Raw genomic sequence first — 15,558 nt, 5'->3', positions numbered from 1 at the left:
CCCCCTGGCGGGGTCACTTCTCGGGAAGGACGGTGATCTGGGGGGCGCCGGTGTGGGGGTTCTCGCTCACTTCGGCGTGGACGCGGTAGACCTCGGCCAGCAGCGCCGGGGTCAGCACCTCGGCGGGCGGCCCGGCGGCGGCCAGGCGCCCGCCGTCCAGGACGCAGAGGCGGTCGCAGTGCGCCGCGGCGAGGTCGAGGTCGTGCAGGGCGATGATCGCGGTGACGCCGAGGCGCCGGACGAGGCGGAGGGCGTCGAGCCGGTGTCGCAGGTCCAGGTGGTTGGTGGGCTCGTCCAGGACCAGCGTGCCGGTCCGCTGGGCCAGGGCGCGGGCGATCAGGACGCGCTGCTTCTCGCCGCCCGACAGCCGGTCGAACGGGGCGTCCGCCAGGTGCGCGGCCTCCAGTTCGGCGAGCGACTCGGTGATGATGGCGCGGTCGGTGGCGCCGTCGCCTTCGAAGGCGCGCTTGTGCGGGGTACGGCCCATGGCCACGATGTCGTACACGGTGAGGTCGAAGTCCTCGGTGGCCTCCTGGAGGACGGCGGCCAGCCGGCGGGCCAGCCGCTTGCCGGGCATCCGCCAGACGTCGTCGCCGTCCAGCAGGACCCGTCCCGAGGTGGGGCGCTGCACGCGGTAGAACGTGCGCAGGAGGGTGGACTTGCCGGCGCCGTTGGGGCCGACGAGCCCGACGACCTCGGCGGGCCCCGCCTCCAGGGAGACGCCCCGGACCAGGGGACGGCCGCCGATGACGACGGTCACCTCCTCGGCCCGCAGCGTCCCCGCCCGGGGCGGTGCGTCGCCGGTCACCGTGCCGCCTTCCGGCGCATCAGGTACAGGAAGAACGGGCCGCCGACCAGGGCGGTGAGGATGCCGACGGGGATCTCCTCGGGGCTGATCAATGTCCGGGCGGCCAGGTCGGTCAGGATGAGGAACGCGGCGCCCAGCAGCGCGGCGGCGGGCAGCGCGCGGCGGTGGTCGGCGCCGGTCATCAGCCGCACCGCGTGCGGCATGATCAGACCGACGAAGCCGATCGAGCCGCTGACCGCGACGATCGTCCCGATCATCAGTGCGACCAGCACGAACAGTGCCGCGCGGAAGCGGTGCACGTCCAGGCCCAGGGCCGCGGCGGCCTCCTCCCCGGCCAGCAGCAGGTTGAGCGGCCGGGACAGGCCCAGCAGGACCGCCGTACCGGCCAGGACGGCGGCCGCCGGGATCCACAGCACGGTCCAGGTGGTGCCGGCCAGGCCGCCGAGCATCCAGCGCAGCGCCGCGTCGGCGGCCCGCGGATCGTCCGAGGTGATGACCAGGTAGCCCGCCACCGCCGACAGCACCTCGGCGGTGGCGACACCGGCGAGGACGAGGCGTACGGTGGTCATCCGCCCGCCCGAGCGGGCCAGGAGGTACACCAGGACCAGGGCCAGCAGGGCGCCCCCGAACGCGGCCAGCGGCAGTGAGAACACGCCGAACCAGGCCACGTGGAACACCACGACCAGGACCGCGCCGACCGTGGCGCCCGACGAGACCCCCAGCAGCATCGGGTCGGCCAGGGGGTTGCGCACCAGCGCCTGCAGCGCCATCCCGCACACCGACAGGCCCGCGCCGACGACCCCGCACAGCAGCACCCGGGGCAGCCGGACGTCCATCACGATCGTCTCGCGGACCGGGGACCAGAACGGCTCGGCCAGGGCCGGGTGGAGCCGGTGCAGCAGGATGCCCCAGACCTGGTCGGGCGGCACCCGTACCGACCCGGCCGCGATCCCGGCCGTCGCCGCCGCCGTCACCAGCGCCCCCAGCAGCACCAGCACCAGCGGGTACGGGACGCGGGCGCGCAGGCGGACGCCCGTGGCCACCGGGACGGAGGCTCGCGGCTCGGCGGTTCCGGTCACGCGAAGCGGTCCGGATGGAGCTGCCGGGCCAGCGCCTCGACCGCCGCCGCCACCCGTACGCCGGTGACCGTGGACGACAGCGGCAGTACCGCGAACCGCCCGTTCCTGATCGCCGGGACGTTCCTCAGCGCCGGGTTGCCCAGCAGGAACCTCTTCTTGTCCTCGGCGGAACGGTCGCCGTAGTCGTAGATGAGGACGACGTCGGGCGCGCGCTCGGCCAGCTGCTCGAACGAGACGTCGGCGTAGGCCTTCCTCACGTCCGCGAACAGGTTGGTGCCGCCGGCCAGCCGGATCATCTCGTTCCCGATCCCGGCGCCGCCCGCGGTGTAGACGGTCCTGTCGCCGCTGTCGTAGACGGCGACCTTCGGCGGCGCGGCCCCGGCGAGGCGTCCCTCGACCCGGTCCAGGACGGCGCGCATCGAGGCGATCCGCCGCTCGGCGCGGCCGGAGACCCCGAAGATCTTGGCGATCGTCCGGATCTCCTCCTCGACCGTGGCCATGGTCACCGGCCCCCGCGGGCACTCCTCGATGTTGAGGTGGGTGTCGATGCCGGCCTTCTTCAGGGCGGCCCGGGAGCGCCCCTCCTTCTCCTCGAAGGCGCTCTTCCAGCCGCCGTACACGAAGTCCGGCTCGGCCGTCAGCAGGGCCTCGAACGAGGGGTACTCCTTGGAGATCACCTTGACCCGGTCGTAGGCCCGCCGGAACTCCGGCAGCACCCTGTCGTCGAGGTATCCGGTCCCGGCCATCGACCCCTCCAGGCCGAGCGCCAGCATCACCTCGGTCGCGTGCTGGTTGAGCGAGACCGCGCGCTGCGGCGGACGCTGGTAGGTGGTCGTCACACCGCAGTTGGCGACCGTGACCGGGAACCCCGGGGGTGCCGCTCCGGGCCGGGCGCCGTCCGCGGCGCGTTCCGCGCCGCCGCACCCCGATACCAGCAGCACCAGCGAGACCAGCAGTGGCACGAGTGCCGGTGCCTGGCCTGACGAACCCCTGGGCATGATGCCGTCTCCTCTCTGGGGAGATCCGCCCCAGTTGCTTCGAGGAGGCGACCGCGTGAGTCTCCTGGCTCTCGGGTCAACGCTCGTCCCGGCCTTCCCGCCCGGTGTACGGGCCGTGGCCTGCTCGGGGATTTCGCTCGCCGATCACAGTGGCGGGACCGCGCCGGATTCACACCGGCTTCCTCGTTCCGCCGTCGCCTACACCGCACATGGTGACACATCCGGCACGTCCGCAATAGTCGCTACCCGTGCCGTGGGCGGGCGCGGGCGGCGAGCAGGTGTGACCGGGCGGTGAACAACGCGGAGGCCACGTGCCCGCCGGGCCGCACGCCCGGCGGGACGGCGAAGACGGCGCTGCCGGTGTGCTGGATGAAGGCGTTCAGGCGGTCGGACTCGTCCAGCTTGCGCTGGAGGCGGACGAACTCCGCGGGGTCGCGCACGTAGGCGCAGAAGAGCACGCCGCTGTCGTAGCTGGAATGGCCGCCGCCGGAGTGCTCCGGCATGTCCTCGCCGTGGTCGTGGTCCGCGCCCTCGGCGTGATCGTGCTCCGCCGAGATCGGCTCGGCGAGCGCCTGGAAGCCGTAGTCGTAGTTGTACGAGCGCCGCAGCATCGGGACGTCCCGGACCAGTGCCACATGGGAGTCGGCGGGGATGAGCGGCTTGCCGTCCGGACCGGTCTTGCGCAGGTCGGGGGTGGTGAACTCGTGCCCGCCGCTGAGCGGGGCGCCGTCGTAACGCCGCCGTCCGATCGTCTGGTCCTGCGTCCGCGCCGTGGAGGTGTCCCATTTCGGCAGGTCCATCCGGATCTTGCGGAAGACCAGGTAGGTGCCGCCGGAGAACCAGGCCGGCTCGTCCGCGGCGGCCCAGACGGCGTCGTCGAACTCGGGGGTTCCCGGCCGGGGGTTGGCGGTGCCGTCCTTGTGGCCGAAGAGGTTGCGCGGAGTCGAGTCGCCGAACATGCCCAGGAAGCCCTGCTGGCTCCAGCGCAGCCGCGCCACCCCCGGGGCGCGGCTGCGCATGGTGCGGAAGGCGCGGCTGACGGTCTGGAGATCGTCGCCGCAGACCTGGACGAGCATCTCACCGCCGCTCCAGGCCGCCTCCAGCCGGTCCTTGCCGAAGGAGGGGAGCGGGCTCAGCCGCCGGGGCCGGTCGCGTTCCCGCCCGATCCGCTCGAACAGGTCCGGGCCCAGGCCGAAGGTGACGGTCAGCCGGGCCGGTTCGAGCCCGTCGGCGATGCCGGAGTCCGCCGGCACCTCCGTCCGGGCGAACGGCATCGGGCCGGGCGAACGCCCCTGCGTGAGCCGTTCGGCGGCGGCCGACCACCCCTGGACGAGCCGCTGGAAGTTGGCCGCGGCCTGCTCGGTGGTCAGCCGCTTGCCCTTGCGCGGGTCGGTGGTCTCCAGGTCGAACGCCGCGAAGATCGCGTACCGCTGCTGCGGTGTGGCGATGCCCGCCTGGTGCGTTCCATGGAACGGTTCGGTCCGCCGCTCCGTGCCGGACGGGCGCGCCGGGGCGGTGTCGCGTCCGCCCGCCGCCAGCGCTCCGCCCGCCGCGGCGGCGGCACCGGCGGTCGCCGCGAACGTGGTGATGACGGCACGCCGCGAGAAGGGACTTCCCGGCTTTTCGCTCATGAGGGCTCGCTCCCTATCGATCAACCTTCAGGTAACCTGAAGCCTAGGGCCGACCTTCAGGAAAGCTGAAGGTGGGTCCGTCGAAAGGGAAGGAGATCAGGTCTCGTGCCAGGTCAGGAGGTGAAGCGGCCCGCGAACGCGGCGCGCACCGCGTCCCCGACCTGCCGGTGGACCGGGTCGGCGTCCGCGCCGAACATCCGGTCGTCCACCTCGGCCGCCGCCCTCTGGGCCGCCTCCAGCAGCCGGGCCCCCTCCGCCGTGATCTCGAGTGTCGAGGCCGAGCCCGCCCGGGCGTTGCGGTCGCGCACCAGGCCCGCGGCGGCGAGCGCCTTCACCGCCCCGTGCGCGCTCTGCACGGTGATCCCGGACATCCGCGCCAGATCGCTGAACGAGGCCCCCGGCACGACGGCGATGTGACCGAGCAGCCCGAGCCTGCTGACCGTGAGGTCCAGCGGCGCCAGAAGGGCGTTGAGTTCGGTCTCGATCCGGCGCGCCAGGGACAGCAGGAAGATGGAGGTGCTCATCACGGGCGGGCCGGGGCGGACGTCGTCGGTGGTCACCGTCCCAGTGTCCCCCAGAGCGCCGTCCGGCGGTCCGCCCTCTCCCCGCCTGGCGGCCCGCGTTACCGGAGGCTCGCCGAGGAGTGGCGTGCGGCCTAGGCGGCCCCCTGCCAGACGGTCAGATCGAACCGGAACACGCCACGGTCGGCGTACTCCCCGATCCGCAGCTGCCTGACCTTGAACAGCCCCACCAGGCCGGACTCGGTGACGACGCAGATCGAACGGCCCGCGCTCACCGCCTTGAAGCCCAGCGCCGTGGAACGCCCCGTCCGATCCCGGCACACCTGGTACCCGCCGCGGACACCGGCCGGCAGCAGGGTGATCCGGTGGGCCTCGATCTCCATGAAGAACTGGAGGTCGCCATCGACCACGCGCTTGCCGGCCGGGTCGTCGTCGAAGTCGATGGAGAAGCTCCGGGACAGGACGATGTCCTTGTAGTGGCCGATCCGGGTCCCGGCCGGCTTCGCGGGCTTGGACGGCTCGGCGCTCGTGGCCGCGGGCCGCGGAGAGGAGACGGGCTTCTCCGGCCCTCCGCACGAGGCCGTTCCCAGGCCCAGAACGAACGAAGCGACCACGGCGAACAGGCGGGTGTGCATCGACTCTCCCAGAGGTGTCCGGACGTCGACCGCAGGAGAACGGGACCTCGGGCGAGCGCTGCCGTTAATGATCAAGGACGTCCATTATCGGACCGCGCCGTGCCCTCCGTGCCCGCGGGAGAACAGGGACCGGCACGCCGCCGAGCGGCCCGTCAGGACCCGGTGCCATCGAGGGGCGGCCGCCGACCCGCGACTGCCGCTGGAGACGCTGCTCGAACTGCTCGACGACCAGAAGCTGGCCGAACCCGCGGCGACCGACCCTGCGCTGCCCGTCGAAACCATGCACCGGCTTCTGGACCGCGCGGGAGTCGCCTGACCGCGGAGCATGTCCGGCGGCCTCGTCCGGGCGGCTCGACTCGGCCAGGCCCGGCTCCGTCCCGATCTCGAGTTCGTGGCGGAACTCATGGTGGTTCTTGGGTCCGGGGCGTTATTCGCCGGCGGTGTCACACCTCAGTGGGCTGCGGCGTCTATAGGGCATCCATGCCAAATCCTTTCTCGCCAACAAAAGGACAGCCGATGGCCAAGCGCTCCAACGCAGCTGCATTCAGCGTCACGGCCGCATTGGCAGGCGGGCCTCTCGCGTCGCCTCCCGCTGCCGCGCAGCACACGGCACCCATCCGAGAACTGTCCGCCGGCCGGTTCGCCGCTTCGCAAGAAGCCGCCGCCTACTCCAAGCCGAACTGCAAGCACAGGGCCGCCGCGCACGGCGTCCGCAGTTACTGGAGAGAGCGTCCCGACCACGGCTCCAGTCTTCAGGATCGGCGAGGGGTGGGCGCGCGTCCGACCCGCTGATCTCGGGCGGCCTCTCGTGACCGGTGACCTGCGTCGTGCCGTCGCCCGTCCGCCGGAGGACCTGACGCGCACAGCACAACCGGCGCACCACGACTCCGTACTGCTCGCCGATTCCGGAATCCTCCAGCGAGCGATGCCACAGGAAGCCGGTGACTTGGAAGCGTCCTGTCGCCGAAAGTCGGGGTCACTGTTCGAGTGCGGCGGAGGCGAAGAAGATTAGCCCTTACTCTCGCTGTTTCGCCGAATCCTGCGCGGTGCCGGCAGCTGTCCACCCTATCGCTGGGCAGGCGCTTTACAGCAGGGAAACACTGTCCGGGTGTTGACTTCGTGAAGCGGGGACGGCCGATCGGTCGTTCTGCCGCTTAGCGCCTGCGGGGGTGGAGGGCGTCGGTGACATTGTGCCTGAGGGGATGGAACGGATGAATTATCGGAGTTCTGAGACTTCTTCTCTGTACCGAGCGCTAGGTCCGATCGAGTGGGAGCTTCGGGAGATGCGGCGAAGACTCGGAGATCTGCACGCGGCACTCGACCCTCTGCTGGAGCCACTGGCTCCCTTACGCCTGGCCTCAGGGGCGAGCCCGGAGGGCTCCATCACTCCGCTTGACGGTGCCGAAACGGTCGACGAGGCGCTGGCGGCCGCGTTCGCCGAGGCCCGGGAACGATTGCTCGTCGTTCGCCCACCTGAACTGCCCATGGGCAGATGGCTGGACCCGAGCCTTTCGCTGCTGGAACGAGGGGCCGCGGTCAAGTTCCTCTATCCGCATTCGCTGAGGTCCAACAAGCCCCTGCTCGGGCGGTTCCGGCCGCTACTCCGTGAGGGTGCGGAGATCCGCACCACCACTCTCCCCGCCCTTCCCATGCTTCTCTTCGACTCCGCGACCGCCTTCGTCCCCGCGTGGCTCGAGATCAGGCACCGTGCTCTCACCGGTTACCTTGCCGAGTTCTTCGCCGCCGCCTGGGAGCGTTCGAGCACGCTCGGGCCCGAGCCCGTCCGCGGGGAGGTCGCTCAGGAAGTCGAGCTGGCCGTCGCCCAGCTGCTCGTCGCCGGGCACGTCGATGAGACCATCGCCCGGAAGCTGGGCATGAGCGTGCGGGCCTGCCGCAGGTACGTCGCCGCGCTGTGCCGTCGCCTCGGTGCCGGGAGTCGCGTCCAGCTCGGGTTCCGTATCGCGTCTTCGGGCCTCCTCGACGGCCCTCCGGCAAGGAACGATACGCAGTTCGAGCCTGCGCGTGAAAGTGCCCTGCCCCGCGGAGAAGGGCAGGGCACCTGGGCCCATCAGTCCGGTCTCAGGCGTTGCCGTTGATCGCATTGATGTCGTGCGAGTCCAGGCTCCCGGACCAGTTGTCGCTGATGTAGGTACGCATGCACGAATTGTTGTCGGAGTCGGCGGACCGGGCGCGGTGCCCCAGCGTTCCGGTGTGCCCGAACTCGTGGCATCCGACGGCGCGGTACGCGCGGTCCGTGGCGGGCAGCGTCGAATTGTTGAAGGTGATCTGGTAAATGTCGCAGTCGCCGTTGCCGTCCTGCTTGCTGCACCACATCCGTCCGTATCTTCCGGTATCTCCGTACCTTCCGTCCCGGACGTAGATGTCGCCGCCACCGGTAGAGGTATCGATCTTGGTGCGGTCGAGTTGCCCGCGGCCCCTCTGCAGGGCGAGCCGGCCGCGGGCGGTCAGATCCTCTCCCTTGACCGCCTGCTGGTTGTTGTCGGGACCGATGATCTCGCCGCCGTGGCCGGCGTGGGCCGGGGTCGAGGCGGTCCCGAACAGGACGAGTCCGGCGGTCAACACACCGAGCGGGTAGAGGGCCATGCGCATCTTGTCACTCACTTCCTCTGAGCTCAGGGCTTCTTCTGGGGGCGGACCTTGCCCGCACGGATGTCGCGGATCGCCTTTGACAAGGAGTTCTCGAAGCCCTTCGGCGACAGGTGGTGCATCTCCTCGTGCAGGGGAGCGCCCTCCTCGGAGCTCGGCGTGAGCTCGGTACCACTGATCAGGGCCCGGCCCTGTGAGTTGATCAGTCGGTGGTGCCCGGGCGCGTCCTTCACCGGAGTGAGGAAGTAGTAGCCGCGGTCGCCCGCCTTGGTCCACGTCACGTTCTCGTCCTGGAAGCCCACGCCTCGGCTGTCCCAGCCCCACTCGTCCACCGTCACCGTCTTCGGGGCGGCGCCGGAGCCGTTGTTCAGAAGGACCTCCTCGATTTCGATCGTGACATCGCGGACGCGTTCTCGGCCTTTCGGCTCTTCCTCGCCGACCCAGCGACCCGGCCGCACCGAGCGGACCTCACCGAGGACGACGAGATCGGATGTGGCGGCCATGGTGGCCAGGTCCTCGAAGAAATTGATCTCGACGCTGTGCGCGAACATCGTGGGGCGTTCCGCCAGCACCGGCTCCTTGGCCTGCCGACTGGCCGGTGCGTCCGCCCGTCCGGCCAGCTCCACCGTGCGTGCGCTCTCGCCCGACGAGAAGGCCGCCAGCGACAGCACCGCTGCCAGAAGGAGGGCACTCCCGCTCCACATTCCCTTTGTGGGCATTGTTCTCCTTTGGGGGGAAATGATCTGGACAAAAGAAGGAGAACATGAGGCATTCTGAGGAACAAGAGGCCGGCTGCTTCAGGTTGTTCCTCGTGAAAAAGATGAAGCGGTTCTTTTGTTCGGTTGAGGCTTGAGCCCCCTCGAAGTCGTCGGCGTTCGCAGTGCTCGTCTTTCCTTCACGCGTGGTCGGGACGGGTGCCCGACGGGGCGGACGCCGAACCGCAGGGGTTGGCCGCGATCCGTCCGAGGCGAACAGGCCGGTGAAGCTCCCGTACCGGGAAGCGCTCGGCCGCCCAGGCCGCCGGAGTCGGCGCCGACATCCAGCGGCCTGTGCCAGGCCGACAGCTCGCGCGCCTCCGCCGGCCAGGCCAGGGCGGCCGGGATCGCGCGCCTCCTCCCAACACCTCGACGGCGCCGGGCTGGCCGCCCGCTGCCGTGGCGCGGTGGTCGTTCAGGAAGCGCGCGCGGGGCGTTATTCGCCGGCGGTGTCCTTCAGCCAGTCGGCGTAGGTGATCTCGCCGAAGGTTGCGCCGTCGCCCGGCACGAGATCCCGCTCGTTCAGCTCCGCTCCGAAGTAGCGCGCGTGCGGGTCGGTGACCACCTCGCGCGGATCGCCCCAGGCCGTGAGGGCGTTCCGGAAGAACTCGTCCATCCGGGACTGCTCGGGCCCGGCGATCTCGATCGACCCGTTCAGCGGCGAGCCCACCGCGACCCTGCCGACCGTCCGGGCGACCTCGTCGCCCGCGATGGGCCGGAACGCCACCGGCGGCATCCGGACCGTGGAGCCGTCCGTGGCGTCGTCGGCGATGCGCCGGGCGAACTCGAAGAACTGCGTCGCGTGCACGATCGAGAACCCGGTCGACGACTCCTCGATCAGCTTCTCCTGGGCGAGCTTCGCCCGGAAGTAGCCGATGTCGGGTCGCCGGGCGGTGCCCACCACCGACAGCGCGACGTGGTGGCGCACCCCGGCGGCGGCCTCCGCGGCCAGCAGGTTGCGGGTGGAGGTCTCGAAGAACTCCAGTACGGCGGCGTCCTCGAAGGACGGGGAATTGGACACGTCGATCACCACGGACGCGCCGTCCAGGACCTCGCTCAGGCCCTTGCCGGTGAGCGTGTCGACGCCGGTGTTCGGCGCGGCCGGCACCGCCTCGTGGCCGTGCTCGCCGAGCTTCGTCACGAGCTTCGATCCGATCATTCCGGTGCCGCCGATTATCACGATCTTCATGATGAGCCTTCCTGTCCGCCGGGGCTCTGTTCGCCTTCCGGTCGCCAGCTAAGACAGGGCACCCCTCCGGCCTGTGACAGCTCCGGCGGAAGTTCTTGAACATCGTGGTCGCCGGGTCCGAGGTGTCACAGGCGAGGACGCCGTCTTGTCTCTGTCAGCAGGACGTACCCACGGAACGACGGGAGCGGGAACGTGCCGCCGGCAGACACCAGGTACCGGATCCGGGTTCCGATGACCGCTCGCCCGATCGACGAGCCGCACCGCACGGCGAGCCCGCTCGAGCTGCTGTTCGACCTCACCTTCGTGGTGGCCGTCGCGGCCGTCGCCGGGCAGTTCGCCCCACGACGTCGCCGAGGGGCACGCCCCGGCCGGGCTCGCCCCGTTCCTCCAGGTCTTCTTCGCGGTGTGGTGGGCGTGGATGAACTTCACGTGGTTCGCGTCGTCGTACGACACCGACGACGTCGCCTACCGGCTGCTGACCATGGTGCAGATGGCCGGCGGCAACGCCTCTCGCGGCCGTCGTTCAGAGGGGGGACTCCGCCGCGGCGAGGGTCAGGGCCCCCACCAGGGCGGCGCGGTGGCCCAGGGGCGAGGAGCGGACCTGGACGCGGTCACTGATCGCGGGCTGGGCGAAGCGGCGCAGGGACTCGCGGATCCCTTCGAGAAGGGCGTCCCCTCCGGTCGCGAGCTCGCCGCCGATGACGAGCATCGCGGGGTCCAGGGCGTTGCACAGGTCGGACAGGACCCGTCCGAGCCGGCGTCCCGCGTCGGCGACGATACGGGCCGCGACCGGGTCGCCGACCAGGGCGTCGAGGGAGAGGTCCTCGGGGTGGTCGGGCGAGGGGAGGCCGGCCGCGGTGAGCTGCCTCCACACCTCGCCGATCGACACCACGGACTCCAGGCAGCCGCGCTGCCCGCACCGGCACTGCGACCCGCCCTCCTGGACGAGCGTGTGCCCGATCTCCCCGGACGCCCCGTACGCCCCGGTGTACCGCCGGCCCGCGAGGATCAGTCCGGCGCCGATGCCGTGGGACGCCTTGACGTAGATCAGGTCGGACACGTTCTGCCCGGCCCCGTGCGTGTGCTCGGCCAGCGCGGCGAGTTCGGCGTCGTTGGCGATGACCACCTCGTCCCCGAGCCGGGCGCCGAGTTCCCGGCCGGGCCGGACCCCGGCCCAGCCGGCGAGGATCGTGGCCGACTGGATCCGGCCGGTCCTCTGGTTGATCGGGCCCGGGATGCCCGCCGCCGTCCGCCGGACCGATCCGGCCGGGACTCCCGCGCGGTCCAGCAGCCCGGCGACCAGGATCGCCGCCTGGTCGAGCGCGTTGCCCGCCGAGGCGTCCACGTCGAGGCGGACCCTGCCCTCGGTGACGATCTCCTGCGCGGTCGTGGCGAGGGCCGCGGAGATGTGGGTGTGCCCGAAGTCGATCCCGACGATGTGCCCCGGAGGGCGGCGCGGGGACAGCCGGGCGGAGGGCCTGCCGCGTCCCGCGTGGTCGGCGGCCTCGTGCTCGTGCACCAGCCCTTCGGCCAGCAGGCCCCGGACGATCCCCGCCACCGTGCTCGGTGCGAGGCCGGTCCGGCGGCTCAGCTCCTGCCGGGTCGCCGGGAAGGACTGGTTCAGCGCGTCGAGGATCGTGCGCCTGCTGCGCTCGATCCGCTGGTTCGGTGTGGTGGGCACCCGGCCCAGACTACCCAATTACAATGTTGAACACTCTAATTAACTCAGATTAAGAGCGTTGACCGCATTCTCTAGTGAGATCTATGATCACAAAAATCGCCGTGGAGTGGTCTCCGTCACTCCACGCCCGCTCGCCCCCACCCCACACCCCCCGCAGAAGAGGCATGCATGAACCGTGATGCCACGGAATGGCGAAGAAGACGGACGAGACTGCTCGCGGTGACAGCGGCGCTCCTGGTCACGGGAGGGATCGCGGCGGCGCCCGTCCGGGCCGAGGAGCCCGGCCCGCCCGGCGGCCTCGCGGAGGTCGAGGGGAAGGGCACCCAGGTCGTCGAGTCCCCCGACGGCGATCTGCGGGTCGCGATCGCCTCGGTGGACGGACGCCTCACCTATGGCGTGACGAAGAAGGGCAAGACCCTCGTCGGCGCGTCCGGGCTCGGCGTGGACCTCGCCGGACGGCCCAGCCTCACGCGAGACATGACCATCGAGTCGGTCGAGCGGCGCACGATCGACGAGACGTGGAAGCCCGTCTGGGGAACGTCGAGCAAGGTCAGGAACCACGCGCGCGAGCTGACCGTCCACGCCGTCCAGGACGGCACGGGGTTCGAGCTCGACCTGGTGTTCCGGGTCTTCGACGACGGGGTCGGCTTCCGCTACCACTTCCCCGACCAGCCCGGGCTGGGCGCCTACACCGTCACCGCCGAGCAGACCGAGTTCACCCTCGATCCCGGCGCGAGGAGCTGGTCGATCGCCGCGGGCAGGACCTGGTCCGCCGACGAGCAGCACTATCGCGACCTGCCCCTGTCCGGCGTCGCCACCGCCCAGACCCCCATCACCGCCTCGCCCGCCGCGGACTCCTACGTGGTGGTGCACGAGGCCGACCTGACCGACTACCCCAGCATGACGCTGAAGGCGGTACCGGGAGCGCCCGGCCGGTTCTCCAGCGACCTGATCGCCCTCCCTGACGGCACCAAGGCCAAGCTGAACGGCGCGTTCTCCACGCCATGGCGCACCCTGACCGTGGGCGACCGCCCCGGTGACCTGGGCGAGTCCCACCTGGTCGAGAACCTCAACGACCCGTGCACGATGTGCGGCGACACGTCCTGGATCAAGCCCGCGACGTACGTGGGCGTCTGGTGGGAGCTCCAGCGCCGGCACACGACGTGGAACGCCGGGCCCAAGCACGGCGCGACCACCGCACGGGTCAAGCAGTACATCGACCTGGCCGAGCGGGCGGGCGCGAGGTTCGTGCTGGCCGAGGGATGGAACACCAACTCCGGCGGCTCGTGGTCGGGCCAGGACTTCCTGACGCCGCAGGCCGACTTCGACCTCCCCGAGGTGCTCCGGTACGCCAAGGAGAAGGGCGTCGGGTACGTCGCGCACAACGAGACCCGGGGCGACGTCGACTACTACGACCGGAACATGGAGAAGATCTTCTCCAGGTACGAGGAACTCGGCATCCACGCGATCAAGACCGGCTACGCCACCAAGTTCCTGCTCGGCGGGGTCAACCGCAGCCACTACGACCAGGAGGCCGTCCGCCACTACCAGCGGGTGATCGACACGGCGGCCCGGCACCGCATCACCATCAACGCCCATGAGGCGATCAAGCCCACCGGCCTGTCGCGCACCTACCCGAACATGATGACGGGCGAGGGCGTCGCGGGCATGGAGCAGCACAACTACATGGGCGCCAACGGCAACCCGCCCGCGCAGGCCACGATCCTCCCGTTCACCCGGTTCATGGGAGGGCCCGCCGACTACACGCCCGGCGTCCTGAACGTCACCTGGGACCCGGCCCGGCTCGGGACCCGCGTCCAGACCACCTCGGCCGGACAGCTCGCGCTGTACCCGACGTTCTTCAGCCCGCTGCAGATGCTCGCGGACACCCCCGAGAACTACGCCGCACACCCCGGATTCGCCTTCCTCAAGGACATGCCCGCCACCTGGGACGAGACCCGCGTCCTGGACAGCGCGATCGGGGACTACACCACGACGGCCCGGCGCAAGGGCGACACCTGGTACCTCGGTGCGGTCACCGACGAGAACGACCGGACCCTCCAGGTGCCGCTGTCGTTCCTCCCGCACGGCACCTTCGTGGCGGAGACCTACGCCGACGCCCAGGAGACCACCTGGAAGGGCGACCCGCTGCCGGTGGAGATCCGCAGGACGCTCGTCCGGTCGTCCACCCGGCTGTCGATGTCCCTGGTCGCCGCCGGCGGCCAGGCGGTCAAGATCAGGCCCGCGACCGCCGCGGATCTCGGCGACCTGCCCCGGTACGCCCCGCCCCGTGCCGCCTACGGCACCCCCGAGGCCGTGCTGGACCCGGCCACCCAGCGGCTCACCGTGAAGGTTCCGCTCACCAACGAGGGCAGCACCGTCGCCGAACTCCAGGCCCGCGCGTTCATCGACGGGCGCCCCGCCGGTGAGGTACGGCGCGTCCGCGTCGCGGGCGGCGGAACCCGGACCGCCGAGTGGACGCTCCCCGCCGCCGAGGTGCCGGACCGGGACTTCCGGGTCGCGGTCGGCGCGCCCGCCGGCGAACGCGGCAAGCCGGTCCCGGTGGAGCAGACGCGTTCGCTGCTCGGGCTCGTCCGCGACCTGCGGAAGTCCGGGGACGTGACGCCGTCCGCGCTGGAAGTCCTCCAACCCGCGATCAACAAGGCCGAGAGCGAGCTCCGCCAGGGCGACCCGGACGGCCGTCTCCTGGGCCTCCAGGACGTGCGGCTGGCCCTCTACGGTCTCCCCGTCGCCGACGTGACCGCGCAGGCCCGTACCGCCATCGACGAACGGCTCGCCGCCCGGCTCGGCGCACCGCAGGGGCTCTTCTCCCTCGCGCTGAAGGTGCGGCAGGCGACCGAGACGGGTGCCCTCGACCCCGCACTGTCCGGCAGGCTCGCCTCCGAGGTCGAAGCCGCCGTCGCCGCGGCGGTCGCGAACGACCCGGCGCGGATGCGGGAGGCCCTCGGCCGGTTCACGACCCTGGTCGAGGCCGGGCCGATCGCCCCGGACGTGGCGGCCGGCCTGCTGGCCTCCGCCAAGGTGTTCGCTTCCGGCCCGCGGCGGATCGAGGCGGAGTCCGCGCAGCTCGTCAGCGGCGCGTGCCTGCGCACCAACCACCCCGGCTACACCGGCACCGGCTTCGTGGCCTGCCTGAAGACCAGGGACAGCGGCGTACGGTTCACTGCCCCGGTCACCACCGACGGCCTCTACACCGTCCGCCTCCGCTACGCCAACGCCATGGGCGGCACCCAGACCATGACCCTCGCCGGCGGGACGCAGTCCGTGCAACTGCGGCTGCCCACCCAGCCGACCTGGGACACCTGGGCGGAGCACGAGGTCAGCCTCCCCCTCGGCCAGGCCACCCCGCTGAACTTCGTGTTCGGCCCGAACGACAACGGCAACGTCAACCTGGACTCCATCACCCTCGAACCCGACCCGGGCGTCATCCGCCGATAGCCCCTGTTCAAAAGTCCCGGCCCACGGCGCTCGCCTGGCGGCTCGCGCCTGACCGGGCCTGGGCGAGCGCGACATCGCTTCGCGATCCGCCAGGCGGCGCTCGCCTCCGGCATCGCCCCACCTGGCAGTCAACGCGCTCGCGCGGTGGCTGAGCCACTTCGAGACAGCCCTTTAGGCCCACACCACCAAGACCGG

13 protein-coding genes and 1 riboswitch are annotated in these 15,558 nt (G+C 71.2%); of the genes, 3 read left to right on the top strand and 10 right to left on the bottom strand.

The window, feature by feature from the left end; genetic code table 11:
• Positions 1-13: 13 nt before the first annotated feature.
• From IW256_RS29065 to IW256_RS29040, 6 genes are all read right to left on the bottom strand, one after another.
• Positions 14-808, bottom strand: a complete 795-nt coding sequence (locus IW256_RS29065; protein ID WP_197013977.1) for an ABC transporter ATP-binding protein — start codon at positions 806-808, stop codon at positions 14-16.
• Positions 805-1,887 carry a FecCD family ABC transporter permease gene (locus IW256_RS29060; protein WP_307829172.1) on the bottom strand — a complete coding sequence of 361 codons (1,083 nt, stop codon included), beginning with the start codon at positions 1,885-1,887 and terminating at the stop codon, positions 805-807. Before IW256_RS29060 ends, IW256_RS29065 begins: the two co-directional genes overlap by 4 nt.
• The gene (locus tag IW256_RS29055; protein ID WP_197013976.1) at positions 1,884-2,885 is read right to left on the bottom strand and encodes an ABC transporter substrate-binding protein; all 1,002 of its coding nucleotides are present in this window, start codon (positions 2,883-2,885) and stop codon (positions 1,884-1,886) included. The genes IW256_RS29060 and IW256_RS29055 overlap by 4 nt, the downstream gene beginning before the upstream one ends.
• A 37-nt stretch (positions 2,886-2,922) precedes the next feature.
• A riboswitch (cobalamin riboswitch) is annotated at positions 2,923-3,113 on the bottom strand.
• 14 nt (positions 3,114-3,127) lie between these two features.
• A complete protein-coding gene (locus IW256_RS29050; protein ID WP_197013975.1) occupies positions 3,128-4,516 on the bottom strand; it encodes a Dyp-type peroxidase in 1,389 nt (462 codons plus the stop codon).
• Between the two features lie 113 nt (positions 4,517-4,629).
• A complete protein-coding gene (locus IW256_RS29045; RefSeq protein ID WP_231405337.1) occupies positions 4,630-5,040 on the bottom strand; it encodes a MarR family winged helix-turn-helix transcriptional regulator in 411 nt (136 codons plus the stop codon).
• 131 nt (positions 5,041-5,171) lie between these two features.
• Positions 5,172-5,672, bottom strand: a complete 501-nt coding sequence (locus IW256_RS29040; RefSeq protein ID WP_197013973.1) for a hypothetical protein — start codon at positions 5,670-5,672, stop codon at positions 5,172-5,174.
• Between the two features lie 67 nt (positions 5,673-5,739).
• Here IW256_RS29040 and IW256_RS29035 point away from each other — a divergent pair, with 67 nt between their 5' ends.
• Both IW256_RS29035 and IW256_RS29030 read left to right on the top strand, forming a co-directional pair.
• Complete coding sequence (locus IW256_RS29035) at positions 5,740-5,988, top strand: hypothetical protein (protein ID WP_197013972.1); 249 nt, start codon at positions 5,740-5,742, stop codon at positions 5,986-5,988.
• Between the two features lie 967 nt (positions 5,989-6,955).
• On the top strand, positions 6,956-7,768 hold the full coding sequence (locus IW256_RS29030) for a helix-turn-helix transcriptional regulator (RefSeq protein ID WP_197013971.1): 813 nt from the start codon (positions 6,956-6,958) through the stop codon (positions 7,766-7,768).
• Here IW256_RS29030 and IW256_RS29025 read toward each other — a convergent pair.
• The 4 genes from IW256_RS29025 to IW256_RS29005 form a co-directional block, all read right to left on the bottom strand.
• Entirely contained in the window at positions 7,752-8,294 is a 543-nt protein-coding gene (locus tag IW256_RS29025) for a hypothetical protein (protein ID WP_197013970.1), read from the bottom strand. The two genes, IW256_RS29030 and IW256_RS29025, sit on opposite strands and share 17 nt — an antisense overlap.
• A gap of 11 nt (positions 8,295-8,305) precedes the next feature.
• On the bottom strand, positions 8,306-8,950 hold the full coding sequence (locus IW256_RS29020; RefSeq protein ID WP_197013969.1) for a hypothetical protein: 645 nt from the start codon (positions 8,948-8,950) through the stop codon (positions 8,306-8,308).
• A gap of 520 nt (positions 8,951-9,470) precedes the next feature.
• The gene (locus IW256_RS29015) at positions 9,471-10,223 is read right to left on the bottom strand and encodes an SDR family oxidoreductase (protein WP_197013968.1); all 753 of its coding nucleotides are present in this window, start codon (positions 10,221-10,223) and stop codon (positions 9,471-9,473) included.
• A gap of 523 nt (positions 10,224-10,746) precedes the next feature.
• Positions 10,747-11,904, bottom strand: a complete 1,158-nt coding sequence (locus IW256_RS29005; RefSeq protein WP_197013967.1) for an ROK family transcriptional regulator — start codon at positions 11,902-11,904, stop codon at positions 10,747-10,749.
• Between the two features lie 219 nt (positions 11,905-12,123).
• Between IW256_RS29005 and IW256_RS29000 the strand changes: the two genes are divergently transcribed.
• Positions 12,124-15,363 carry a glycoside hydrolase family 97 N-terminal domain-containing protein gene (locus IW256_RS29000; protein WP_197013966.1) on the top strand — a complete coding sequence of 1,080 codons (3,240 nt, stop codon included), beginning with the start codon at positions 12,124-12,126 and terminating at the stop codon, positions 15,361-15,363.
• Positions 15,364-15,558: the final 195 nt, after the last annotated feature.

The sequence above is a fragment of the Actinomadura viridis genome, from assembly GCF_015751755.1.
GTDB classification, from domain to species: Bacteria; Actinomycetota; Actinomycetes; order Streptosporangiales; family Streptosporangiaceae; genus Spirillospora; species Spirillospora viridis.
This window is presented reverse-complemented; position numbering and strand designations above follow the sequence as displayed.